The organism is Pseudomonas sp. IT-P258, from assembly GCF_949767825.1.
GTDB lineage: Bacteria > Pseudomonadota > Gammaproteobacteria > Pseudomonadales > Pseudomonadaceae > Aquipseudomonas > Aquipseudomonas monachiensis.
This window is the reverse complement of the sequence record NZ_CATKPU010000032.1, coordinates 70,631-95,378: the sequence shown is the minus strand read 5'-3', so window position 1 is coordinate 95,378 and position 24,748 is coordinate 70,631. Positions and strand designations below refer to the sequence as shown.

22 protein-coding genes are annotated in these 24,748 nt (G+C 60.5%); 16 read left to right on the top strand and 6 right to left on the bottom strand.

The features are described 5' to 3' along the window. Positions 1-184 precede the first annotated feature (184 nt). Entirely contained in the window at positions 185-1,081 is an 897-nt protein-coding gene (locus tag ACM6G4_RS13015; protein WP_414913843.1) for an NAD(P)-dependent oxidoreductase, read from the top strand. Here the strand turns inward: ACM6G4_RS13015 and ACM6G4_RS13010 are convergent. Both ACM6G4_RS13010 and ACM6G4_RS13005 read right to left on the bottom strand, forming a co-directional pair. After that, positions 1,038-3,254 (bottom strand): putative bifunctional diguanylate cyclase/phosphodiesterase, encoded by a 2,217-nt coding sequence (locus tag ACM6G4_RS13010; RefSeq protein ID WP_414913842.1) that lies wholly within the window; start codon positions 3,252-3,254, stop codon positions 1,038-1,040. The two genes, ACM6G4_RS13015 and ACM6G4_RS13010, sit on opposite strands and share 44 nt — an antisense overlap. A gap of 147 nt (positions 3,255-3,401) precedes the next feature. Further along, positions 3,402-3,767 (bottom strand): YkgJ family cysteine cluster protein, encoded by a 366-nt coding sequence (locus tag ACM6G4_RS13005; protein WP_046043993.1) that lies wholly within the window; start codon positions 3,765-3,767, stop codon positions 3,402-3,404. Positions 3,768-4,023: 256 nt separating this feature from the next. Here ACM6G4_RS13005 and ACM6G4_RS13000 point away from each other — a divergent pair, with 256 nt between their 5' ends. Continuing rightward, positions 4,024-5,373 (top strand): spinster family MFS transporter, encoded by a 1,350-nt coding sequence (locus tag ACM6G4_RS13000; RefSeq protein WP_414913841.1) that lies wholly within the window; start codon positions 4,024-4,026, stop codon positions 5,371-5,373. A gap of 168 nt (positions 5,374-5,541) precedes the next feature. Here ACM6G4_RS13000 and rapA read toward each other — a convergent pair whose 3' ends face one another. Continuing rightward, on the bottom strand, positions 5,542-8,388 hold the full coding sequence (rapA, locus tag ACM6G4_RS12995; protein ID WP_056720815.1) for an RNA polymerase-associated protein RapA: 2,847 nt from the start codon (positions 8,386-8,388) through the stop codon (positions 5,542-5,544). A gap of 217 nt (positions 8,389-8,605) precedes the next feature. On the opposite strand from rapA, the gene ACM6G4_RS12990 reads away from it, so the two are divergent. The 3 genes from ACM6G4_RS12990 to ccoM all read left to right on the top strand — a co-directional run bounded on the left by ACM6G4_RS12990 (position 8,606) and on the right by ccoM (position 9,463). After that, the gene (locus ACM6G4_RS12990) at positions 8,606-8,947 is read left to right on the top strand and encodes a hypothetical protein (RefSeq protein WP_056720814.1); all 342 of its coding nucleotides are present in this window, start codon (positions 8,606-8,608) and stop codon (positions 8,945-8,947) included. A gap of 99 nt (positions 8,948-9,046) precedes the next feature. Next, positions 9,047-9,208: a hypothetical protein gene (locus ACM6G4_RS12985; protein ID WP_008074569.1), complete on the top strand. Its 162-nt coding sequence runs from the start codon at positions 9,047-9,049 to the stop codon at positions 9,206-9,208. Positions 9,209-9,352: 144 nt separating this feature from the next. After that, positions 9,353-9,463 carry a cytochrome c oxidase subunit CcoM gene (gene ccoM / locus ACM6G4_RS12980; RefSeq protein WP_007976669.1) on the top strand — a complete coding sequence of 37 codons (111 nt, stop codon included), beginning with the start codon at positions 9,353-9,355 and terminating at the stop codon, positions 9,461-9,463. A gap of 184 nt (positions 9,464-9,647) precedes the next feature. On the opposite strand, the gene ACM6G4_RS12975 is transcribed toward ccoM, so the two are convergent. Both ACM6G4_RS12975 and ACM6G4_RS12970 read right to left on the bottom strand, forming a co-directional pair. Further along, positions 9,648-11,123: an inorganic phosphate transporter gene (locus tag ACM6G4_RS12975; RefSeq protein ID WP_414913840.1), complete on the bottom strand. Its 1,476-nt coding sequence runs from the start codon at positions 11,121-11,123 to the stop codon at positions 9,648-9,650. Between the two features lie 376 nt (positions 11,124-11,499). Continuing rightward, complete coding sequence (locus tag ACM6G4_RS12970) at positions 11,500-11,700, bottom strand: hypothetical protein (protein ID WP_008054177.1); 201 nt, start codon at positions 11,698-11,700, stop codon at positions 11,500-11,502. Between the two features lie 690 nt (positions 11,701-12,390). On the opposite strand from ACM6G4_RS12970, the gene pcaR reads away from it, so the two are divergent. The 11 genes from pcaR to pcaC all read left to right on the top strand — a co-directional run bounded on the left by pcaR (position 12,391) and on the right by pcaC (position 23,239). Further along, complete coding sequence (gene pcaR / locus ACM6G4_RS12965) at positions 12,391-13,233, top strand: pca regulon transcriptional regulator PcaR (RefSeq protein ID WP_008054175.1); 843 nt, start codon at positions 12,391-12,393, stop codon at positions 13,231-13,233. A gap of 123 nt (positions 13,234-13,356) precedes the next feature. Next, a complete protein-coding gene (locus tag ACM6G4_RS12960; protein WP_056720808.1) occupies positions 13,357-14,703 on the top strand; it encodes an MFS transporter in 1,347 nt (448 codons plus the stop codon). Between the two features lie 273 nt (positions 14,704-14,976). After that, positions 14,977-15,834 (top strand): CoA transferase subunit A, encoded by an 858-nt coding sequence (locus ACM6G4_RS12955; protein ID WP_008054173.1) that lies wholly within the window; start codon positions 14,977-14,979, stop codon positions 15,832-15,834. Further along, positions 15,834-16,613, top strand: a complete 780-nt coding sequence (locus ACM6G4_RS12950) for a CoA-transferase subunit beta (protein ID WP_056720807.1) — start codon at positions 15,834-15,836, stop codon at positions 16,611-16,613. The genes ACM6G4_RS12955 and ACM6G4_RS12950 overlap by 1 nt, the downstream gene beginning before the upstream one ends. Then, positions 16,610-17,815 carry a 3-oxoadipyl-CoA thiolase gene (gene pcaF / locus ACM6G4_RS12945; RefSeq protein ID WP_414913839.1) on the top strand — a complete coding sequence of 402 codons (1,206 nt, stop codon included), beginning with the start codon at positions 16,610-16,612 and terminating at the stop codon, positions 17,813-17,815. Before ACM6G4_RS12950 ends, pcaF begins: the two co-directional genes overlap by 4 nt. A 37-nt stretch (positions 17,816-17,852) precedes the next feature. Then, positions 17,853-18,557 (top strand): protocatechuate 3,4-dioxygenase subunit beta, encoded by a 705-nt coding sequence (gene pcaH, locus ACM6G4_RS12940; protein ID WP_414913838.1) that lies wholly within the window; start codon positions 17,853-17,855, stop codon positions 18,555-18,557. Between the two features lies 1 nt (position 18,558). Beyond that, positions 18,559-19,125, top strand: a complete 567-nt coding sequence (gene pcaG, locus ACM6G4_RS12935; RefSeq protein WP_414913837.1) for a protocatechuate 3,4-dioxygenase subunit alpha — start codon at positions 18,559-18,561, stop codon at positions 19,123-19,125. A 192-nt stretch (positions 19,126-19,317) separates the two neighbouring features. Next, positions 19,318-20,622, top strand: coding sequence for an MFS family transporter (locus tag ACM6G4_RS12930; protein WP_223541658.1), 1,305 nt, complete (start codon positions 19,318-19,320; stop codon positions 20,620-20,622). Positions 20,623-20,667: 45 nt separating this feature from the next. Beyond that, the gene (locus tag ACM6G4_RS12925; protein ID WP_414913836.1) at positions 20,668-22,032 is read left to right on the top strand and encodes a 3-carboxy-cis,cis-muconate cycloisomerase; all 1,365 of its coding nucleotides are present in this window, start codon (positions 20,668-20,670) and stop codon (positions 22,030-22,032) included. Between the two features lie 12 nt (positions 22,033-22,044). After that, complete coding sequence (pcaD, locus tag ACM6G4_RS12920) at positions 22,045-22,836, top strand: 3-oxoadipate enol-lactonase (protein ID WP_414913835.1); 792 nt, start codon at positions 22,045-22,047, stop codon at positions 22,834-22,836. Positions 22,837-22,846: 10 nt separating this feature from the next. Further along, a complete protein-coding gene (gene pcaC / locus ACM6G4_RS12915) occupies positions 22,847-23,239 on the top strand; it encodes a 4-carboxymuconolactone decarboxylase (protein WP_056720797.1) in 393 nt (130 codons plus the stop codon). 95 nt (positions 23,240-23,334) lie between these two features. Here the strand turns inward: pcaC and ACM6G4_RS12910 are convergent, their stop codons facing one another. Continuing rightward, positions 23,335-24,594, bottom strand: coding sequence for an OprD family porin (locus ACM6G4_RS12910; protein WP_414913834.1), 1,260 nt, complete (start codon positions 24,592-24,594; stop codon positions 23,335-23,337). Positions 24,595-24,748: the final 154 nt, after the last annotated feature.

The following is a 24,748-nucleotide window of genomic DNA, read 5'->3' as shown; positions in this document are numbered from 1 at the left end:
ACCTGGGCTGATTGGTTGACCGACTCGCAGTCGTCGAACCGTCACGGAATACAATCGCGTCTTTTTTCAGCGCGTACTTGGACCATGCCTTGGTCTTTAGCCTGAGTATTGCTCGGGGTGAATCCTTTCCTAAGTCATGATGAATCGGCCAATATTCGGTGATCTTTAATCAAGAAGAGGCAAAATGATGTCAACGCTACCTTCGCTAGGGTTTGCCGGGATCGGCCTGATGGGGCTGCCGATGTGCCGGCGCCTGCTGGCCGCGGGTTACCCGCTGACGGTGTGGAATCGCAATCCGGACAAGTGCAGGCCGCTGGTGGAGGCGGGCGCGCGTCAGGTCGCCAGCCCGGCCGAGCTGTGCCGGCACGCTGACGTGGTGATGCTGTGCCTGGCGGATACTTCGGTCGTACGCGAGGTGGTATTTGGTCCGGCAGGCGTTGTGGAGGGCGCAAAAAAGGGCCAGCTGCTGGTGGATTTCTCCAGCCTGGAGCCCAACGCCACGCGGGAAATGGCCGCAGCACTTGCCGCTAGAACGGGCATGGGCTGGCTCGACACGCCGGTGTCCGGCGGCGTGGTCGGTGCCGAGGCTGGAAGCCTGGCGATCATGGTCGGCGGTGAATCACAGGATCTGGAGCGGGTCCGGCCTGTGCTGTTGAACCTGGGGCAGCGTGTAACACACATGGGCGGCGTCGGGGCAGGGCAGGTGACCAAGGCGTGCAATCAGATGATCGTCGCCTGCAATGCATTGGTGATTGCCGAAGTGGTCGCGCTGGCGGAGCGTTCCGGGGTCGATGCCAGCCTGATCGCCGAAGCGCTGGCCGGCGGCTTTGCCGATTCGAAACCCTTGCAGATCCTGGCCCCGCAGATGGCGCAAAACCGTTTCGAGCCAGTCAAGTGGCATGTGCGCACCTTGCTCAAGGATCTGGATACAGCGGTGAAGTTTTCCCGTGAGCAAGGCTCGGCAACACCGATCAGCGGCCTGGCCGCGCAGTTGATGCGCCTGCATGGAAGTCAGGGTTTCCTTGAAAAGGACCCGTCTACATTAGTGCAGATGTACCGTGAGCCAGGCTCAGCGTCGTGACGGTGCAGGTGTCCTTGCGCTGGTTGATTTCGTTCAGCACCGGAAGCAACTCGGCCAGTGGCACTGGCCGGCTCAGCAGATAGCCCTGAACGAAGTCACAACCGTGGTTTTCCAGGAATTGGTACTGCTCGAAGGTTTCGACCCCTTCGGTGACCACTTGCAGGTGCAGGGTATGGGCCATGACGATGATGGCCTGGACAATCTCCATATCCTGGGTCGCCTTGGGAATGTCCTGGATGAACGAACGGTCGATTTTCAGCGTGTTAAGCGGCAAGCGCTTGAGGTAGGCCAGGGATGAATAGCCGGTGCCGAAGTCATCGATCGACAGCGAAACGCCGAGAGCGCGTATCTGCCGCAGTAGCACCAGGGTGTTGGCGATATTGCCCATCAAGGCGTTTTCGGTAACCTCCAGTTCGAGCCGGTGGGGCTGCACACCGGAGGCTCGCAATGCGTATTCGATTTCATCGGCCAGTTCTTCGCGCGCCAGGTTCAGGGGCGAACAGTTCACGGCGATCTTCAGGTCCTCACAGCCTTGGCGCGACAACTCGCCCAAGTCTTCGCAGGCCTTGCGCAGCACCCAATTGTCCAACTCGGCGATCAGGCCGTTGGCCTCGGCGATGGCGATAAAACGATCCGGTACGAGAAAACCGTGGACCGGGTGTTGCCAGCGGATCAAGGCTTCGAGTTTGCTGACCTGGCCGGTCTTGAGGTCATAGATGGGCTGGTAATAGAGCATCAAACCGGTGTCTTCACGCAGGGCGTGGCGCAACTCTTCTTCCAGTTGCAGCTCGAGTGTGGCGCGGGTCTTCAGGTTGGCGCTGAAAAAATTCAGTCCATTGCGACCGCTGCCTTTGGATTGATACAGCGCCAGATCGGCGTTCTTCAACAGTTCCTCACAGGTCTTGCCGTCCTCCGGAAACAGGCTGATGCCGATGCTTGTGGTCATGACCATGCGCCTGCCGGCCAGCTCGATGGGCTCCTTCATCTTGAGCATGATGCGTTGGGCCATATGCCGCGCTTCTTCACGATCACGCAGGTCGATGAGCAGGCAGAACTCGTCACCACCGAAGCGCGCGACCACGTCCTCGTGACTGCGAATCGAGCTCTTGATGTGCCCGGCAAGCACCTTTAGCAGTTCGTCACCGGCATCGTGGCCAAGGCTGTCGTTGATCCGCTTGAAATGGTCGATGTCCAGGAACAGGACCGCGAGCATTCCACCTTCGTTGGTTTTCTCGATGAGTTTTTCGGCGAAGATCTGGTTGAACCCGCGGCGGTTGATCAGGTTGGTCAGCGCGTCGTAGTGCGCCACCTGTTGCAGCGACATACGCGCCTGGTCCAGTTGGCTGAGCAGGGAGTTGACCCGTTGCAGGTCGTGGTCCTTGTGTTGCAGTTTTTTGTCCGCCAGTGCCGCGCTGATGCTGCTGCCGATGATCAGCAGGGCCATGACCGTCACGGTCAGTGCCAGTTGCAGGTGGCTGTGTTCGCCGGATTGCACCGGCACGCTGTCGCTGGGCAGCACCAGGTTGAAAGCGGCCATGGCCGTGAGGTGCATGCCGAGGATACCCGCCCCGAGCACCAGGCTGGCGCAGCATTTAAAGAGCTGATGCAGCATGCCGACGCCGTCGCGCAGATACCATGCCAGCAATAAGGCGGCCAGCGCGGCACCGATCGCGATCGCGATGGAAAGGGCGAACAGGCCCGGATGGTAATAGACCGAGGCCTCGGAGTGCATGGCCGTCATGCCCACGTAATGCATGGTCGCGATGCCCAGGCCGATTCCGATCGATGCCTTGAGACAGCGCTGCAAACTCAAGTCCGGGAGGCTGAGGGTATGCATGGCCAACCACGCGGCGAGCAGCGCGATGGTCAGCGAAAACAGCGTGACAGGCAGTTGGTAGTGAAGATCGACAGGCGCCTGGAAGGCCAGCATCCCGACGAAGTGCATGGCCCAGATACCGCCGGCCAGGCATCCGCTGCCCACCCAGCGCCAGAGTGTCTTGGACGCGGATTTCTCAGCGTGAGCAACCCGTTCGGCCATGTCCAGTGTCGCGAAACAGCCGACACAGGCGACCAGATAAGCCAGCAGCACCAGAAAAGGGTCATGTGTGCAATTGAGTATGACCTGCCCGCTCTCTGGTAGCTCGGTAATGAAATGCAAACCAAGCCACTCCATAGCATGCCCCATCGTTATCCTTCAGGCCGGCGCAAGTGGCGACGGCGAATGCCTTGGAGTATAGAGGGCGTGGATGGAGCGCAAGCGGTAGTGGCACATTGGTGCCAATGATTTTGACATTAGCCTGATAGCGATTAGTGCTAGTAGTCAGGCGATTTGCTTCTGAGGCGTCTCGAACGCAGGTTGCAGTGCCGGCAAGCCGAAAGCGGCACGGGCCGCATCGCAATCGGGATTGGCCAGGCCATCGACCCAGGAAGCGTCGAATTCCCGACAGGTGCTGGAGCGTTTTTCGTAAATCGAGCACTGCACCGTACTGCCCACGTCTCCGACCAGGCTGGTGCAGCGTACGGGTTTGCAGCCGGTGCCGAGCATCGCGACCCGACTGGGGCTGATCTGCTCGACAAGCTCATCGGGTACCGTCCCCCCGGACGAGGCGCATTCACCCCAGAAAAATGACACGCGAAAGTGAGAACAGCAGGCACCGCAATTCAGACACGGACTGGCTTCGGACATGGGCAATTATCTAAGGAGAAGTGGAGACACAGGGGGGAAACAAGGCCGCTATTCTAGGCTTCGCCAACGGCTTGGGAAGGGGGGCTCAAAGGTATTTTTCATAGACCGGACGGGCTACGAAATACCCTGTGGGAGCGGCGGTGCGCGATGGGTTGATATCAGCCTGGCGAATAATGAAAGACAGTCGTGGCCGGCCTGTCTAGATTGCAAAGTCCGGGGGCAGTGACGCCCCAAAAACAATAAAAGAGACGGACCCATGCAGAACTCGACCCAAGCGGCCAATGCCTGGCGCATTCTGTTCCTGTTGTTCCTGGCCAACCTGTTCAATTTTTTCGACCGCACCATCCCGGCCATCATCATCGAACCCATTCGCATGGAATGGCACCTCAGTGATTTCCAGTTGGGGATCATCGGGACGGCATTCACCATCGTCTACGCCATTGCCGGCTTGCCGCTGGGGCGCATGGCCGATACCGGTTCGAGGAGCAAACTGATGGGCTGGGGGCTGGCGGTGTGGAGCGGGTTGACCGCCGTCAACGGCATGGTGGGCAGTTTCTGGAGCTTCCTGATCGTGCGCATGGGCATCGGCATTGGCGAGGCCAGCTACGCGCCAGCCGCCAACTCGCTGATCGGCGACTTGTTTCCGGCTCACCGCCGGGCGCGGGCCATGGGGATCTTCATGTTGGGGCTGCCATTGGGGCTGTTGCTGGCGTTCTTCACCATTGGCTGGATGGTCAAGGCCTTTGATAGCTGGCGCGCGCCGTTCTTTATCGCGGCGGTGCCCGGGCTGATCCTGGCGATCTTCATGTTTTTCATCAAGGAACCCAAGCGCGGCGCCGCCGAGAGCGTTCAGGTTTCGCAGGAAAAGATCGATCGACCGATCCGGCGGGTACTGGCTGTGCCAACCTTCCTGTGGCTGGTGATGGCCGGCCTGTGTTTCAACTTCGCTACCTATGCCTGCAACTCGTTTCTGGTGCCGATGCTGCAACGCTACTTCCTCATGCCGTTGCAGGATGCCGCGGTCGCCACCGGGGTTATTGTCGGCGTGACCGGTTTGGTCGGCCTGACCCTCGGAGGCTGGATTGCGGACAAGATTCACCAGCGGGTCGCCAACGGGAGGCTGTTGTTTGCCGCCTTCAGCCTGGTGATTTCGACGGTTTGCACCGCATGGGCGTTGCAATCCGGGCGAATCGAGATCGGTGTGTTTGTTGCGGTGTTTAGCCTGGGTTGGTTGTTTGCCTACAACTTCTACACCTGCGTGTACACGGCGATTCAGGATGTGGTCGAACCGCGTTTGCGGGCAACGGCGATGGCGCTGTTCTTTGCCGGGTTGTACCTGTTGGGCGGTGGCCTGGGGCCGGTGGTGGTCGGGGCCTTGTCGGATCACTTCGCCCACACGGCGATGCTTGCGGCGGGCGCGGAACAGATGACCGAGGCGTTTAAAGCAGTCGGCCTGCATGACGCGATGTACCTGATTCCGGTGGCGCTGTTGTTCACCGTGGTGTTTCTGTTCCTGGCTTCACGGTGTTTCGTGCGCGATGCCAAGCGGATGAAGGAAGGGTTGGTGGCGGTGGTTGAGCCTGACAGTTCTGCAGTGACTGCTTAACCGCCTTCGCGAGCAAGCCCGCTCCCACATTGGTTTTGTGAACGCCACAGATCAAGTGTGGAGCGGGCTTGCTCGCGAAGAGGCCCTGCGCATCACTACAAAAACCAGATAAACAAAAAAGGCCCGCATCACTGCGGGCCTTCTTTTTATAGCGGTGGAAGAGGGTTGTTAACCCGCCACCAATACTCGAATCGCTTCCAGTCGCAGCGCAGCCTTGTCGAGCATGGCCAGGCCTTGCTCGCGTTGTTTGCGCAGGGCCACCAGTTCGCTGTCGCGCACGGTCGGGTTGACCGCTTGCAAGGCAGTCAGGCGCGCCAGTTCTTCGTCGGTATCGGCGGCCAGGCGACGTTGCGCCTCGGCGACACGTTCAGTGTGGCGCGGCAGGATCTTCGCTTCACCGGCGTTGATCCGTGGCGTCAGTTGGTCACGCTGGGCCTGGATGAACTTGTTGGCGCTGGCACGCGGCACGCTTTCGAGCTGGTCGTTCAAGGTCTCGAACGACACTCGGGCCGACAGGTCGTTGCCGTTGGTGTCGAGCAGGCAGCGCAGGGCGGCCGGCGGCAGGTAACGGCCCAGTTGCAGCGAGCGCGGGGCAACCACTTCGCTGACATACAGCAGTTCCAGCAACACGGTGCCCGGCTTGAGTGCCTTGTTCTTGATCAGCGCCACGGCGGTGTTGCCCATGGAACCGGACAGCACCAGGTCCATGCCGCCCTGGACCATCGGGTGCTCCCAGGTGATGAACTGCATGTCTTCGCGAGACAGCGCCTGGTTACGGTCGTAAGTGATGGTCACGCCTTCGTCATCGCCCAGCGGGAAGCTGGCATCGAGCATTTTTTCACTCGGTTTGAGGATCAGTGCGTTTTCCGAATGGTCTTCGCTGTCGATGCCGAAGGCGTCGAACAGGGTTTCCATGTAGATCGGCAGCGCGAACTGATCGTCTTGCTCAAGGATATCCTCCACCAGCGCATCGCCTTCGCCCGCGCCGCCGGAGTTCAGCTCCAGCAAACGGTCGCGACCGGTGTGCAGCTCGGCTTCCAGACGTTCACGCTCGGTGCGGGCTTCGTCGATCAGCGCCTGCCATTCGCCATCGTCGGCTTCTTCGAGCAGTGGCAGCAGGCGCGGGCCGAACTGGTGCTGCAAGGCGTTGCCGGTCGGGCAGGTGTTGAGGAATGCGTTCAGCGCTTCGTGGTACCACTGGAACAGGCGCTCTTGCGGGCTGGTTTCCAGGTATGGCACGTGCAGTTCGATGATGTGCTTCTGGCCGATCCGGTCCAGACGACCGATGCGTTGTTCCAGCAGGTCCGGGTGGGACGGCAGGTCGAACAGCACCAGGTGATGGGAGAACTGGAAGTTGCGACCTTCACTGCCGATTTCCGAACAGATCAGCACTTGCGCGCCAAACTCCTCATCGGCGAAGTAGGCAGCGGCGCGGTCACGCTCGAGGATGTTCATGCCCTCGTGGAACACCGTGGCCGGGATGCCGGAACGCACGCGCAGGGCGTCTTCCAGGTCCATGGCGGTTTCGGCGTGGGCGCAGATCACCAGTACTTTGGTGCGCTTGAGCATCTTCAGCTGGTCGATCAGCCATTCGACGCGCGGGTCGAACTTCCACCAGCGTTCCTCTTCGCTGGCGTCCGGTTGGGCCTGGAAGCTGACTTCCGGGTACAGCTCGGCGTGATCGCCCAACGGCAGTTCGAGGTATTCGTCCGGGCACGGCAGCGGGTACGGGTGCAGCTTGCGCTCCGGGAAACCCTGCACGGCGGCGCGGGTGTTACGGAACAGTACGCGGCCGGTGCCGTGTCGGTCGAGCAGTTCGCGCACCAGACGGGCACTGGCTTCAGTGTCGCCATCATTGACCGCGGTCAGCAGGGCTTCGCCTTCATTGCCGAGGAAACCGTGGATGGTCTTGTGCGCTTCAGGCGACAGGCGTCCCTTGTCGAGCAGTTCCTGAACGGCTTCGGCCACCGGGCGATAATTTTCGCTCTCGGCGCGGAAGGCTTGCAGGTCATGGAAACGGTTCGGATCCAGCAGGCGCAGACGAGCGAAGTGGCTGTCCTGGCCCAGTTGTTCCGGGGTGGCGGTCAACAGCAGCACGCCGGGAATGGTTTCGGCGAGTTGCTCGACCAGCGAATATTGAGGGCTGACCTGATCTTCATGCCACACCAGGTGGTGAGCTTCGTCGACCACCAGCAAGTCCCAGCCTGCCGCGAACAGCGCGTCCTGGGCCTTCTCGTCGTCCACCAGCCACTCAAGCGCGACCAGCGCAAGCTGGGTGTCTTCGAACGGGTTGCTGGCATCGCTTTCGATGAAGCGTTCTTCGTCGAACAGAGCGACCTGCAGGTTGAAGCGGCGGCGCATCTCGACCAGCCACTGGTGCTGCAGGTTTTCCGGAACCAGGATCAGCACGCGGTTGGCACGGCCCGAGAGCAATTGGCGATGGATCACCAGGCCGGCTTCGATGGTTTTGCCCAGGCCCACTTCGTCGGCCAGCAGAACCCGTGGCGCGATACGGTCGGCGACTTCGCGGGCAATGTGCAACTGGTGCGCGATCGGTTGCGCACGCACGCCGCCCAAGCCCCAAAGGGCGGACTGCAACTGGCGGCTGGTGTGTTCCAGGGTGTGATAGCGCAGGGAGAACCAGGCCAGCGGGTCGATCTGGCCGGCGAACAGACGGTCGCTGGCCAGGCGGAACTGGATGAAGTTCGACAGTTGGGTTTCCGGCAGGGTGACCACTTCGTTCTGTCCGTTGAGGCCGTGGTAAACCAGCAGGCCATCGACGTCATCGACTTCGCGAACAGTCAGCTTCCAGCCTTCGAAGTGAGTGATGGAATCGCCGGGCGAAAACCGCACACGGGTGAGGGGCGCATTCCTTAGCGCGTACTGGCGAGTGTCGCCAGTGGCCGGATAGAGCACGGTCAACAAGCGGCCGTCCTGTGCCAGAACGGTGCCTAAACCCAGCTCGGCTTCGCTGTCACTGATCCAGCGTTGCCCCGGTTGATACTGCTGCGCCATGCTGCCTGACTCCCACCTGAAAAAGCGGGCTATCTTAACGGAATGAGGGCTTCAGGGCCAAAGGACTCTCAGAAAAACTCACAGTCATACGTTAGTCCACCTGTGCATGACGCGCCGCCCGGTGCACTAATGAGTGCCAAATGAGTCACAGTTTGCGACCGATGGCTCAAGTCGCCATCCCCGCAGCCGACAGCCTGCTGACAGGAGACTGAAAACCATGCTGCCACCGATGCTCCCCTTGAGTGCCGTGCCGATCACTTCACAGACCGACCCGATCCGTCAGCGTCCGGATATTCCTCCGGTGGTGCCGGTGCAGGAAAGCTCCAGTGAAAGCACCATCGATCTGCAAAAGCGCAATCCTGAAGAGGACGGGCTGGTGCTGCGCGAGGAACAGCGCCGCAGGCAGGAGCAGGAGCGACGTCGCCACGAGGCCGATCATGACCCCGAGGCTCACATGGCGATTCCCGGGGATGAACTCAATGCCGATAACACCGTGCCGGTGGCACCGCTGATGGAAGATCAGCCGCGGCAGGGGCTGTGGGTCGATATCGAGATTTGAGCGCAGGCTGGTCAGCTCAGTCATCAAGCCGCATTATTAGCGCAGGGTTGCCGACCGCTACGGCAGCTGAAACTCATTTCAAGCGATGCACTGACCGCCATGAGCCAAGACGACAAACTGATTGACCTCAATGCCGAGCGCGCCAAGCGCGTTCATGACCTCAATGAAAAGCGGCTCAATGAAGTTCGCCAGGCGTTCGAACAGGCCATGCCGTTGGGCAAGGCTAAAAAAAAGCCGAAGAACAAACCGAAAAAACGCTGAAATCCCCCCGCATTCATTGATGCGGGTCAAACTTCTCCCTTCCTCTTGCCCAGTCTCGGGCGACATTGATCCCGGTCAATATTCTCTCCTGCCCGTTTGGTTAACTTAGCCCTATCGCAACAGGGCAGGTACAGGAGACGCGTCATGTTTTTCGACAACGTGGTGATCGCCGGAGTGCTGACTGTCAGCCTCATGTTTGTATTTTTTGCAGGGTTCGGACTTTTTATCTGGAAGGATTCGCACAAGCGGAAATAACCGCAGTTCTTTCCAGATGTAATGAGCACGCAAGGCATTTTGGGCAACTTCGGTTGCCCTTTTTTTTGCCTTTGAAAATCTGCCAGAGTGCATGGAGCCACTGTGGGAGACTTAAGTGTCTGGTAGATGGCAATAAAAAAGGCGCGCTCCGCAAGGAGCGCGCCTTTTCTGATTTGGCTGCTTATCAGCTGCCAAGGGCCTTCGAGGCCAGCCAGAACAATCCGGCCGACAGGGCCACGGTGGCTGGGAGGGTCAATACCCAGGCCAGCAGGATGGTTCTGACAGTGCCGCTTTGCAGGCCGCTCTTGTTGGCGACCATGGTGCCCGCCACGCCCGAGGACAGCACGTGGGTGGTGGAAACCGGCAGGCTGAAGATGTTGGCCATGCCGATCAGGCTGGCGGTGGTGATCTGCGCCGACATGCCTTGGGAGTAGGTCATGCCTTGCTTGCCGATTTTCTCGCCAATGGTCAGTACCACGCGTTTCCAGCCGACCATGGTGCCCAGGCCCAAGGCCAGTGCAACCGCCAGGATCACCCAGAACGGAGCGTATTCGGTGGTGGTGGTCAGGTCCTTGCGCAGTTTGTCCAGGTCAGCCTTTTCACGGGGGGCGAGCGTTGGCAGCTTGCTGACTTTCTTCGCCGTGTCGTCCAGGCAGAGCAGGTAGCGACGTACTTCGATGCGGCTTTCCGACGGCAGCGAGTGGTAGTCGGCTACACCCTTGAGGGTGCCGAGCAGGGCGGTGATGGTCGGTTCGGTCTGTTGCGGGTTGCAACGGAATTTCTCCGGCAGATCGCCATCCAGGCTCTTGCCCAGGGCCAGGAACTCGCCCAGTGTTTCGGAATTACGCTGGTAGAACTGGCTCAGGTGCAACGTGGCGTCGCGAGTCCGCTCGATCTGGTAGGTCGTGCTGTTCAGGTCGAGGACGAACTGCGCCGGCACGATACCGATCAGGACCAGCATGATCAGGCCGATACCTTTCTGGCCATCGTTGGAACCGTGCACGAAACTCACGGCCATGGCCGAGATCACCAGTACCAGGCGATTCCAGAATGGCGGGTGCTTCTTGTCGTCGATCTTGCGGCGCTGTTCCGGCGTCTTGTGCATCTTCGACAGTGGACGCCACCATTTAAGGCCGATCAGGATCAGCGCGGCGATCAGGAAGCCGGCCATCGGCGAGAACACAAGCGACATGCCGATATCGATCGCCTTCTGCCAGTTCACGCCATCGGCCAACGGTATGTCGTTGATCAAGGCGTTCGCCAGGCCCACACCGAGAATCGAACCGATCAGCGTGTGGGAACTGGACGCGGGAATACCGAAGTACCAGGTGCCCAGGTTCCAGGTAATGGCGGCGGCGAGCAAGGAGAACACCATGGCCAGCCCGTGACCGGTGTTCACATTGATCAGCAGTTCTACCGGCAACAGGTGGACGATGGCATACGCCACGCCGACCCCGCCCAGCAGCACGCCGAGGAAGTTGAACACACCGGAGAAGAACACCGCCAGATGAGGCGGCATGGCTTTGGTGTAGATAACGGTCGCCACCGCGTTAGCGGTGTCATGAAAGCCGTTGATGAACTCGAAGGCGAGGACAAAGGCCAGGGCGAGCAAGAGGCTCACAAGCACCCAAGCATCCAGTCCGCTGAATAAATCGATCATGAAGGTTTTCTGACCCGGTCATAAGGGGGCGCGATTATGCCAGAAAAGACTGCTAATCAATGCACTAGCTGCTCATCGGTAACATTCTTCAACGAATTTTTTTGCCGCCGTACCTGAAAACCCACGGTTTTGCTGCGTTTTTTAAGTCATTGATTTAATTGAAAAAACACACTGTCAAAAAACCTTCACGGCCCGTTAAGAGGGGCTTGAACGGATGTGAGAAAAATCTGAGAAATAGGTCAGATCCCGGAATTCTGTCGGATTCGGCGACGGTGATGGCCGCTGCCCGCTCGTAGCGGGCGCGAAAGGCAGCATCCATACATCCCGCTTTTAGCGGGTGCAGAGGCAGGCCTTTGTCAGGATCAGGCCGAAGCAGTCATGGCTCTTCGGCTTTGAGTTCCTTTTCCATTTTTTGAATTTCCTGCTGGAAAACCTGATCCTGAACAGTGGCGCGTTTACGCCAGGGTTTGCGTTCCGGTTCGGGCTGAGCGGCGTAAGTGGTGACTTCTCCGCCGTAAACTTCCTTGTAACGTTGTTCCTGGCGCTCTAGTTCCGCGCGCAGTTCGTCTTTCGTCACAGTGCTACCTGATTGAGTTGGGATAAATTCTGGTGAAAACGCGCTGCATCAAATCGTTTGATCACGTTCGTCGAATGAGACAATGCCGTCAAGGCATCGTTTTTGACAACAACGTGATCAATACTTCCATGTCACAGGCGGCCACGGCACCAGAGATAAACAGCTGACGTAGCTTCAGTTTCCTGGTTCGGCAAGCGCATCGGCAAGGCTGTGCAATGCGAATCTGGCGCTTGCAACGGGCAACGGCGATGGATCAGCGCGTTGCCGGGCAGCGGGTTCGGCAAGTAAAAAACCGGAGCGCTACTAAATTGTATTATAGCGGCCGATTTGAAGAACACTATCTCCAAAGAGTTAAAAGTTGTTCTTGGTGTGTGACCGTTTTGTTGCCTGCAACTTTACAATGAAGTAGAGCGGCGACTGATACCAGATCGCTGCGATGCCTTTCTGACGCCATTAAGTCAGGTAAGTTTCGGTAATTGGATTGCCCCATTAAGTCCTGTGCCGAGTCAACGTAAACATGGGGGTGAGAGTCGGCGAAAACCGGGCGTCGGTGGATCGGGTTGTTCATAGGGTGGATTGCGATTATCGGTCGATCGTTCGATAATCGCACGGAGTTGGCAGGCCGGGCTTGAGCGTCAGGCGCCAGCCCTTTGTAATAGTCGCTGATCCGAATGGGTAAAAGGACCTTGTATGAACGATCAAATGCGCAATTCCTTCGCTTCAGTGGCTCCTCCCATCGTTGCCTCACCAGCCAAACGGATCCAGGCGCTGACCGGCGACCCGGATTTCATGACGTCCCTGGCCCGTGGCCTGGCCGTGGTGCAAGCGTTCCAGGAGCGCAAGCGGCACCTGACCATCGCCCAGATCAGCCACCGCACGGAAATCCCCCGCGCCGCCGTGCGCCGTTGCCTGCACACCCTGATCAAGCTCGGCTACGCCACCACCGACGGCCGCACCTATTCGCTGCTGCCCAAAGTGCTGACCCTCGGTCATGCCTATGTGTCATCCACGCCGCTGGCGGTTTCCGCCCAGCCTTACCTGGACCGCATGAGCGAACAACTGCACGAGGCCTGCAACATGGCCACGCTGGAGGGTGATGACATTTTGTACATCGCCCGCTCCGCGACCACCCAGCGCCTGATTTCGGTGGATCTGTCGGTGGGTGGGCGCTTGCCGGCCTATTGCACGTCGATGGGGCGCATCCTGCTGGCCGCGCTGGATGACACGTCCCTGGGCGAATACCTTGACCACGCCGAATTGCAGGCCAAGACCAGCCGCACGATCCACACCCCCGAGGCGCTACTCGAATGCCTGCAAGAAGTACGACTGCAAGGCTGGTGCATCGTCGACCAGGAACTCGAGCAAGGGCTGCGTTCGATTGCCGTCCCGGTGTACGACGCTTCCGGGCAGGTGGTTGCGGCCCTAAACGTCAGCACCCATGCGGGGCGGGTCAGCCGCAATGAACTGGAGCAGCGTTTCCTGCCCGGTTTGTTGAGTGCCAGCCGAGACCTCAGCGCCCAGCTGTTTGCCTAAGCTGTTCGATAAACGCACAGAGTCGCGTTTATCGAATTGACGCTGTTTCCTCCGGATCATTACTGTCGCGGCTTCGTCAGCATCTGCTGACACCGTTCGACTGCGATCCGTGGAATAAAAATAATGAACCAGCCTCAGTCTGCTGTAGGTAACTGCCTCGACGTGCAGTCCTTCATCAATGCCCAACCCATTTCGCGCTACCAGTGGCGCGTGGTGATCCTGTGTTTCCTGATTGTCTTCCTCGATGGCCTCGACACTGCGGCCATGGGTTTCATCGCCCCGGCCCTGTCCCAGGACTGGGGTATCGACCGCGCCAGTCTCGGCCCGGTGATGAGTGCGGCGTTGATCGGCATGGTCTTCGGCGCACTGGGCTCCGGCCCTCTGGCTGACCGCTTCGGGCGAAAAGTCGTACTGGTCGGCGCGGTGCTCTTGTTCGGTGCCTTCAGCCTGGCCTCGGCCTACAGCACCAATGTCGATCAGTTGCTGGTGTTGCGCTTCCTGACCGGCCTGGGTCTGGGTGCCGGCATGCCGAACGCCACCACGCTGCTGTCGGAGTACACCCCGGAGCGCAAGAAGTCCCTGCTGGTGACCAGCATGTTCTGCGGCTTCAACCTCGGCATGGCTGGCGGCGGATTTATCTCGGCCAAGCTCATTCCGGCCTTTGGCTGGCACAGCCTGTTGCTGATCGGCGGAGTTTTGCCGCTGATCCTCGCCGTCGTTCTGCTGTTCTGGCTGCCGGAGTCGGCGCGTTACCTGGTGGTGCGCAACCGCGGCACGGACAAAGTGCGCAAGGCACTGGCGCCGATCGACCCGACGGTAGTGGCCCAGGCGTCCAGCTTCAGCGTGCCGGAACAGAAATCCGTAAAGGCACGCAATGTGTTCGCGGTGATCTTCTCCGGTACCTATAGCACCGGCACCTTGCTGTTGTGGCTGACTTACTTCATGGGCCTGGTAATCGTTTACCTGCTGACCAGTTGGCTGCCGACCCTGATGCGTGACAGTGGCGCGAGCATGGAGCAGGCCGCCTTCATCGGCGCGCTGTTCCAGTTCGGTGGCGTTTTGAGTGCGGTAGGCGTGGGCTGGGCAATGGACCGGTTCAATCCGCACAAGGTCATCGGCACTTTCTACCTGCTGGCCGGGGTGTTTGCCTACGCGGTAGGGCAGAGCCTGGGCAACATCACAATCCTGGCGACCCTGGTACTGGTGGCCGGGATGTGTGTCAACGGTGCGCAATCGGCAATGCCGTCACTGGCGGCGCGGTTCTATCCGACTCAGGGGCGGGCCACCGGCGTGTCGTGGATGCTCGGCATCGGCCGCTTCGGCGCCATTCTCGGGGCGTGGATGGGTGCGACGCTGCTGGGGCTGGGCTGGAACTTCGAGCAGGTGCTGACGGCGCTGGTGATTCCGGCGGCGCTGGCAACGACGGCGGTGGTGATCAAGGGCATGGTCAGTCATGCGGATGCGACCTGATTCCGGTTTGAAATAGTGGTGTAGCAGTAAAAGATCGCAGCCTGAGGCAGCTCCTGCAGGGGAATGTGTAAATCTGTAGGAGCTGCCGCAGGCTGCGATCTTTTGGGGGGCAGGCTATAAAGATAGTCAGGCAACAATATGTTCGATAATCGAACGGTTAGTCGATTATCGGATTGTTTGGCGTTTTGCACGGGCTTAATCTTCAGTCATTCCGGCGCTGCGCATCGGCGCCTTCTTCCACTGTCGGTTAACAATAAACGGGAGCCTGCCCCAATGGCTGAAATCCTTTCGCTGCACGACGCGGTGAAGCAATTCGTAAACGACGGCGATACAGTCGCGCTCGAAGGCTTTACTCACCTGATCCCGACGGCGGCGGGTCACGAAATCATTCGCCAGGGCAAGAAAGACCTGACCCTCGTGCGGATGACCCCTGACTTGATCTACGACCAGTTGATCGGTGCCGGTTGTGCTCGCAAGCTGATTTTCTCCTGGGGCGGCAACCCGGGTGTCGGCTCCCTGCATCGCCTGCGTGACGCCGTAGAGAAGCAGTGGCCCCACGCGCTGGAAATCGAAGAACACAGCCATGCCGACCTGGCCAATGCCTACGTCGCCGGCGCTTCCGGCCTGCCATTCGCGGTGTTGCGTGCCTACGCCGGTTCCGACCTGCCGAAGGTCAATCCACTGATCAAATCGGTTACCTGCCCGTTCACTGGCGAAGTGCTGGCCGCCGTGCCTTCGGTGCGCCCGGACATTACCGTGATTCACGCGCAGAAAGCCGACCGCAAGGGCAACGTGCTGCTCTGGGGCATCCTCGGCGTGCAGAAAGAAGCCGCACTGGCCGCCAAACGCTGCATCGTCACCGTTGAGGAAATCGTCGACGACCTCAATGCACCGATGAACTCCTGTGTATTGCCAACCTGGGCCTTGAGCGCGGTTTGCCACGTACCTGGTGGTGCGCATCCTTCCTACGCCCACGGTTACAACGAGCGCGACAACCGCTTCTACCAGGCCTGGGACCCGATTGCCCGCGACCGTGAAACCTTCACCGCGTGGATCAACGAATACATCCACGGCAGCGCTGACTTCAGCGAGTTCCAGGCCAAACTGGCCGCCGCTTCGGAGGCGAAGTAATGACTTACACCACCAATGAAATGATGACCGTCGCCGCCGCTCGCCGTCTGAAGAACGGTTCGGTGTGCTTCGTCGGTATCGGCCTGCCGTCGAAAGCGGCCAACCTGGCGCGCCTGACTTCCTCGCCTGATGTGGTCTTGATCTACGAATCGGGTCCAATCGGTGCCAAGCCAAGCGTACTGCCGCTGTCGATTGGTGACGGTGAACTGGCGGAAACCGCTGACACCGTAGTCCCGACCGGCGAGATTTTCCGTTACTGGCTGCAGGGCGGGCGCATTGACGTCGGCTTCCTCGGCGCGGCGCAGGTCGACCGTTTCGGCAACATCAACACCACCGTCGTGGGTGATTACCACTCGCCGAAAGTGCGTCTGCCAGGTGCCGGTGGCGCGCCGGAGATTGCCGGATCCGCCAAGAGCGTGTTGATTATCCTCAAGCAGTCGTCGCGCTCCTTTGTCGACAAACTGGACTTCATTACCTCGGTCGGCCACGGCGAGGGCGGTGATTCGCGCAAGCGTCTCGGCCTGCCAGGCGCCGGTCCGGTGGGGATCATCACCGACCTGTGCATCATGGAACCGGAGGAGGGCACCCACGAATTCGTGGTCACCGCACTGCACCCGGGCGTGACCCGCGAGCAAGTGGTTGCGGCCACCGGTTGGGCGATTCGCTTTGCCGACCATGTCGAGCAAACCGCCGAGCCGACTGAAGTCGAACTGACCGCGCTGCGCGACCTCGAGGCCCGCACCGCTGCCGCACACGGCCAAGCCCCCGGAGAAGCGTGATGCGTGACGTTTATATCTGCGACGCGATTCGTACCCCCATCGGCCGCTTCGGCGGTGGCTTGTCGACGGTGCGTGCCGACGACCTGGCTGCCGTGCCGATCAAGGCCTTGATGGAGCGCAACCCGTCGGTGGACTGGAACGCCGTGGACGAGGTGTTCCTCGGCTGCGCCAACCAGGCCGGTGAGGACAACCGTAACGTCGCGCGTATGGCGCTGTTGCTGGCGGGCCTGCCGGAAAGTATTCCTGGCGTGACCCTCAACCGCCTCTGCGCTTCGGGCATGGATGCCATCGGCACCGCGTTCCGCGCCATCGCCAGCGGCGAGATGGAGCTGGCGATCGCCGGTGGCGTCGAATCGATGTCCCGTGCGCCGTTCGTGATGGGCAAGGCCGATGCCGCGTTTTCGCGCAACATGAAGCTCGAAGACACCACCATTGGCTGGCGCTTCATCAATCCGTTGATGAAAGCGCAGTACGGCGTGGACGCGATGCCGCAGACCGCTGACAACGTGGCCGACGACTACAAGGTGTCCCGCGCCGATCAAGACGCGTTCGCCCTGCGCAGTCAACAACGCACGGCCGCTGCGCAAGCCGCCGGGTTCTTCGCCGAAGAAATCGTTGAAGTGCGCATTGCTCACAAGAAGGGTGAAACCGTGGTCAGCCAGGACGAACATCCTCGCGCCGACACCACCCTGGAAGCCCTGACCAAACTCAAACCGGTCAACGGCCCCGACAAAACCGTCACCGCCGGCAACGCCTCGGGTGTAAACGACGGCGCCGCCGCGTTGATCCTGGCCTCGGCCGAAGCGGTGAAAAAACACGGCCTGACTGCCCGCGCCAAAGTGCTGGGTATGGCCAGCGCTGGTGTTGCCCCGCGTGTAATGGGCATTGGCCCGGTGCCGGCGGTGCGTAAACTGATCGAACGCCTCGGTGTGGCGGTCAGCGATTTCGACGTGATCGAACTCAACGAAGCCTTTGCCAGCCAGGGCCTGGCGGTGCTGCGTGCACTGGGGATCGCGGACGACGCGGCCCAGGTCAACCCGAACGGTGGCGCGATTGCCTTGGGCCATCCATTGGGCATGAGCGGTGCGCGGTTGGTAATGACCGCTTTGCATCAACTGGAAAAAACCGGCGGCAAGAAAGGTCTGGCGACCATGTGCGTCGGTGTCGGCCAAGGTCTGGCTTTGGCGATCGAGCGCGTCTGACGCGCTCTGAAGACTTATAAGAACTGAGGAATGTTTCATGACTGACAAGCCTGGTTACCGTCGTCCGCAGGCGGGCACTCAACCGCCGTACCTGCATCCGACCTACCAATCAACCAACCTGCGCTCGCCGTCGAAACCGTTGGTGTTCCTGCCGCATTCGTTGTCGGAAATTACCGGTCCGACCATCGGCGCCGAGCGCGTCAATGAGAAGGACAGCGACCTGACCGCCCAGCACGAGGGACAGCCACAGGGTGAGCGCATCATCATCCACGGTCGCGTGCTGGATGAAAACGGTCTGCCGGTGCCCGGGATTCTGGTGGAGATCTGGCAGGCCAACGCCGCCGGTCGCTACGCCCATGCCCGCGACCTGCACGACGCACCGTTGGACCCGAATTTCACCGGCACCGGCCGCACCGTGACCGACGCCGATGGCTGGTACCAGTTCCAGACCATCAAGCCTGGTGCCTATCCGTGGGGCAACCACCACAACGCGTGGCGCCCGGCGCACATCCATTTCTCGCTGTTCGGGCCGAGCATCCTGACGCGCCTGGTGACGCAGATGTATTTCCCGGGCGACCCGTTGCTGGCGTACGACCCGATCTACAACTGCGTGCCCGATACCAGTGCCAAGGAGCGCTTGATCGCCGCGTTCGATCTGGAAAAAACCATCCCTTCCTATGCCCTCGGTTATCGCTGGGACATCGTTTTGCGCGGCCGCGACGCCACGCCGATGGAGAAATAAGATGACGCTGACTGCTACCACGTCCCACACCGTCGGGCCGTACTACCACATCGGCCTGACCTGGCTGAACCGCGAAAACCTGACCGTCGAACAAACCCTGGGCGAACGGGTGGCGATCACCGGGCAAGTGGTCGATGGCAATGGCGACATCGTCAACGACGCGATGCTGGAAGTCTGGCAGGCCAACGCCGCCGGCAAGTATGACCACCCGGAAGACGACCAGGACAAACCCCTGGACCCGAACTTCGAAGGCTTTGGCCGGGTGCCGGTGGATGCCGAAGGGCGTTTTCGTTTCACCACCATCAAGCCCGGTACGGTCGAGGGGCTCAAAGGCACGACCCAGGCTCCGCACCTGGTGGTACTGGTGTTTGCCCGTGGCCTGGTCAAGCACTTGCTGACGCGGATTTACTTTGATGGCGAAGCCGCCAACGTCAACGATCCGTTGCTGGAATGCGTGCCGGCCGAGCGTCGCAATACGCTGCTGGCCAAGCGGGATGCGGCGGGTGTGTACCAGTGGAACGTGATTCTGCAGGGCACCGATGCCGAGACGGTGTTCTTCGACTATTAAGTGAACACCATCCCCTTGTGGGAGCGGGCTTGCTCGCGAAAGCGGTATGTCAGGCAACATTTTTATCAACTGACACTACGCCTTCGCGAGCAAGCCCGCTCCCACAGTGGATTTTTGTTGCTGACGTATTGTGGAACGGGAGTGTTGCTAAGTGTGTCTAGACTCTCACTGTCCCCAAAGAGTGAAAAAACAATGACAACACCCACTGCGCCCATAGCTCTTTATACCGGCGAAGAACGCAAGAAGCGGATCTTCGCCATTGTCGGTGCCTCGTCCGGCAACCTGGTCGAATGGTTCGACTTCTACGTCTACGCCTTCTGTGCGATCTATTTCGCACCGGCCTTTTTTCCGTCCGATAACCCCACGGTGCAACTGGTCAACACCGCTGGCGTGTTTGCCGCCGGGTTCCTGATGCGACCGATTGGCGGCTGGATTTTCGGGCGGTTGGCGGACAAGCACGGACGCAAGAATTCGATGTTGATCTCGATTCTGATGATGTGCTTCGGCTCGCTGCTGATCGCCTGCCTGCCGACCTATAACAGCATCGGGGTCTGGGCACCTATCCTGTTGCTGTTCGCCCGTTTGCTGCAAGGCTTGTCGGTGGGCGGTGAGTACGGCACTACCGCGACCTACATGAGTGAAGTGGCGCTCAAGGGCCAGCGCGGTTTCTTCGCCTCGTTCCAGTACGTGACCCTGATCGGCGGCCAGTTGCTCGCGGTGTCGCTGGTGGTGATCCTGCAACAGTTCCTCACCGAAGATGACCTGCGTGCCTACGGCTGGCGGATTCCCTTCGTGGTGGGTGCCATGGCGGCGCTGGTTTCGCTGTATCTGCGTCGTTCGCTGAAAGAAACCACCAGCAAGGAAATGCGCGAAAACAAGGACGCCGGCAGCATCAGCGCGTTGTTTCGCGACCATAAAGCCGCGTTCATCACCGTACTCGGTTACACCGCCGGTGGCTCGCTGATTTTCTACACCTTCACCACGTACATGCAGAAGTACCTGGTAAACACCGCCGGCATGCCGGCCAAGACCGCCAGCTACATCATGACCGGCGCGTTGTTCCTCTATATGTGCATGCAACCGATTTTCGGCATGCTCGCCGACAAGATCGGCCGGCGTAACTCGATGCTCTGGTTCGGCGCCCTCGGCACGCTGTTCACCGTGCCGATCCTGTTGAGCCTGAAAAGCGTGACCAGTCCATTCCTGGCCTTCGTGCTGATTACCGTGGCGCTGGCAATCGTCAGTTTCTACACCTCCATCAGTGGCCTGGTGAAAGCTGAGATGTTCCCGCCCGAGGTGCGTGCACTGGGTGTCGGCCTGGCATATGCGGTGGCGAATGCAATCTTCGGTGGTTCGGCGGAATATGTGGCCTTGAGCCTCAAGGCCGTGGGCATGGAAAACTCCTTCTATTGGTACGTTACGGTGATGATGGCGGTGGCATTCCTGTTCAGCCTGCGCCTGCCGAAACAGCCGAAGTATCTGCAGCAAGACCTTTGATCTTCACGCGCGGGTCGCAAAGGCCCGCGCCTTCAGGAACTGTTTATGAACCAGCGACCGGGCAATCAATTGTTCGATGCCTATTTCACTGCCCGCGATATGCGTGAGGTGTTCTGCGATCAGGGCCGGGTCCAGGCCATGCTCGATTTCGAAGCGGCACTGGCCCGGGCCGAAGCGCGGGCAGGGTTGATTCCGTCGAGTGCTGTCGCGCCGATTGAAGCGGCTTGCCGTGCCGGGCTTTACGACTTTGCGGCGTTGGGCGAGGCGATTGCCACGGCCGGGAATTCGGCGATTCCGTTGGTCAAGGCGCTGGGTAAACAGATCGCGGCCACCGATGCCGAAGCCGAACGCTATGTGCATCTGGGCGCGACCAGCCAGGACGTGATGGACAGCGGCCTGGTGCTGCAACTGCGCCGCGCGCTGGAACTGATCGAAGGCGACCTGGCACAACTGGGGCAGACCCTCGCGTCCCAGGCCCAGCGCTACGCGACCACGCCATTGGCCGGACGCACCTGGCTGCAGCATGCGACGCCGGTCACCCTTGGCATGAAGGTCGCCGGCTGGCTGGGGGCAGTGACCCGCAGTCGTCAACGTTTGGCCGAACTCAAGCCGCGTCTGCTGGTGCTGCAATTTGGTGGCGCGTCCGGAACCCTGGCGGCCCTTGGCGAGCAGGCCATGCCGATTGCCCAAGCGCTGGCCGAAGAGCTGCAACTGACCTTGCCCGATCAGCCGTGGCACACCCAGCGTGATCGCGTGGTGGAGTTCGGCGCCGCGCTCGGCCTGATCGCCGGCAGTCTCGGCAAGCTCGGGCGTGATATCAGCCTGTTGATGCAAACCGAGGCCGCCGAAGTGTTCGAACCCTCGGCGCCGGGCAAGGGCGGTTCCTCGACCATGCCGCACAAGCGTAATCCGGTGGGCGCGGCGGTGCTGATTGGCGCGGCGACGCGTGTGCCGGGTCTGCTGTCGACGCTGTTCAGCGCCATGCCTCAGGAACACGAGCGTAGCCTGGGCCTGTGGCATGCCGAGTGGGAAACCCTGCCGGAGATTTGCTGCCTGGTGTCGGGCAGCCTGCAGCAAGCGCTGTTGATCGCCAAAGGACTGGAAGTGGATGCCGGGCGCATGGCTCGCAACCTTGATTTGACCCAGGGCCTGGTGCTCGCCGAAGCGGTGAGCATCGTCCTCGCGCAGCGGGTTGGGCGCGATACCGCGCACCATCTGCTGGAGCAATGCTGCAAACGCGCCGTTGCCGAACAACGTCACCTGCGCGCGGTCCTCGGCGACGAACCGCAAGTGACCGCCGAGCTGTCGGCGGCTGAACTCGATCATCTGCTGGCCCCCGCCCACTATCTCGGTCAGGCCCAGACCTGGGTCGAGCGGGCGGTGGCTGAACATTCTGCATTGACTGCCTGAAGGAGACTTGCTGTGGCTTTTGTACAACTCGCCGAGGGCGAACTGCATTACCAACTCGATGGACCGGTCGATGCGCCGGTGCTGGTGCTGTCCAACTCCTTGGGCACGGACCTGCACATGTGGGACGCGCAGATCCCGGCGTTCACTGAGCATTTTCGCGTGCTGCGTTTCGACACCCGTGGTCACGGCCAATCGCTGGTGACGCCGGGCCCGTACAGCATCGAGCAACTGGGCCGCGACGTGCTCGCCTTGCTGGATGCCTTGCACATCGAGCGCGCGCATTTCTGCGGATTGTCCATGGGCGGGTTGATCGGCCAGTGGCTGGGGATCAATGCCGGCGGGCGCCTGAGCAAACTGATCGTGTGCAACACCGCGGCAAAAATCGGCGATCCGTCGGTGTGGAACCCGCGCATTGAGATGGTGCTGCGCGATGGACAGGCGGCCATGGTTGCCCTGCGCGATGCGTCGATTGCCCGCTGGTTCACCCCGGATTTCTCCGAAGCCAACCCGGCGACAGCCAAGCAGATTACCGACATGCTCGCGGCCACTTCGCCAGAAGGCTATGCGGCCAACTGCGGGGCGGTGCGCGATGCCGATTTCCGCGATCAGCTGTCTTCGATCAAGGTGCCGTTGCTGGTGATTGCCGGTAGCGAAGATGCGGTAACGCCACCGTCCGGTGGGCATTTTATTCAAGAGCATGTGCACGGGGCCGAGTACGCCGAGTTCTACGCCGCGCATTTGTCCAACGTCCAGGCAGGCAATGCGTTCAGCGAGCGCGTGCTGGCGTTCCTGTCGGCTGACTGAGGGTTTTCCTGTGGATGAGAAACAACGTTACGACGAGGGGATGGAAGTCCGTCGCGCGGTCCTCGGCGACGCCCACGTCGACCGCAGCCTGACCGCCCTGACCGAGTTCAACTCGGAGTTTCAGGAAATGATCACCCGCCACGCCTGGGGCGACATCTGGACCCGCCCGGGCCTGCCGCGCCACACCCGCAGCCTGATCACCATCGCCATGCTGATCGGCATGAACCGCGAGGGCGAACTCAAACTGCACCTTCGCGCCGCCGCCAACAATGGCGTGAGCCGTGGCGAGATCAAGGAAGTCATCATGCAGAGTGCAATCTACTGCGGGATTCCGGCGGCCAATGCGACGTTCCACCTGGCCGAGTCGGTGTGGGATGAGTTGGGGGTTGAGTCGCGGGAATAGGGTGGCAGCTTCAAAAAAGATCGCAGCCTGCGGCAGCTCCTACAGGGGTAAGTGAACACCTGTAGGAGCTGCCGCAGGCTGCGATCTTTTGATTTTTAAAGCAGGCTGATCGGGTAGCTGATGATCACGCGGTTCTCATCGAACTCGTTGTTGCTGTAGTCGCGACGCATGGTCGAGTTGCGCCACTTCAGGTTCAGGTCCTTCAGCGCACCGCTTTGCACGGTGTAGCCCAGTTCCGATTCACGCCCCCATTCCTTGCCGTCGGTGATAGTGCCGGTGTGCACATTGTCACCGCTGATGTAGCGGTTCATCAGGGTCAGGCCCGGTACGCCCACGGCGGCGAAGTTGTAGTCGTGGCGTACTTGCCAGGATTTCTCCTGGGCATTGTCGTAGCTGGAGTTGTAGCTGTCGTTGGCCAGTGTGCCGCCGCTGGTGCCGTTGACCCGCATCCAGGCGTTGTCGCCGGTGAGTTTCTGCAGCCCGACATAGAAGGTGTGGCCGCCGTGCTTGGCCGAAAACAGGCCGTACAGGGTCTTGTTGTCCAGCTCGCCGGCCTGGGCGCTGCCGTCATCCTTGCCGTAGAAGAAACCCAGGTTGGCGCCCAGGGTCCAGTCGCCGATCGGCTGGCTGTGGATCAGATTGATGAATTGCTGGCTGTAGATGTCCTTGAGCTCGGCATTCCACAGACCGATCTGGGTGCGCTTGTCGTTGAACACGTACTCGCCGCCCTGAAAGTTGAAACGGTCGGAGGTGAACGCGGCTTTGCCGGTCATCGACATGTCATCCATGCTGCTGTCGTCCCGTGGGCTGTTCTGGCGGAACTGGCCGCCGTAGAGCGTCAGGCCATTGATCTCCTTCGAGGTGATCTGGCCACCACGGAAGGTTTGCGGCAACGAGCGACCGTCGTCCGAACGCAGGATTGGCAACACCGGCATCCACTCGCCGACTTTGACTTCGGTCTGCGACAGCTTGACCTTGAACGCCACGTTGGTGCGGCCAAAGTTGTCTGCCGGGCGACCGTCATGATTCAGCGGCAGCAGTTGCGTACCGCCGGTGCCTTTACCGCCGTCGAGCTTCACCGAATACAAACCGAGCACATCCATGCCGAACCCGACGGTGCCCTGGGTGAAGCCGGATTTGGCGTCGAGGATGAAACTTTGCGTCCACTCTTCAGCCTTGCCCTGAGCCTTGGTCGGGTTGGTGAAGTTGCGGTTGATGTAGAAGTTGCGCAGGTTCAGGTTGACCTTGGCCCCTTCGACAAAACCCGACTCCTCGGCGTAGGCGGGCAGGGCGGCGCTGGCCAGGGCGATGGCGATCAGGCCGGGAACGAAATACTGCGCGGTGGAAGACGTCATGAGCTCGGGTCTCTCTAATTCTTGGGGATAAAGCGCGGTGATGCCGCAACCCGGGGTTGCAGACGAATATTTGAAATCAGCACAAAACGAAGCGGGTCAGCCGGAGAGGGCAGGGCGCGGGGGCATGGTGTCGAACCTGTTGTTATTGGTTTTG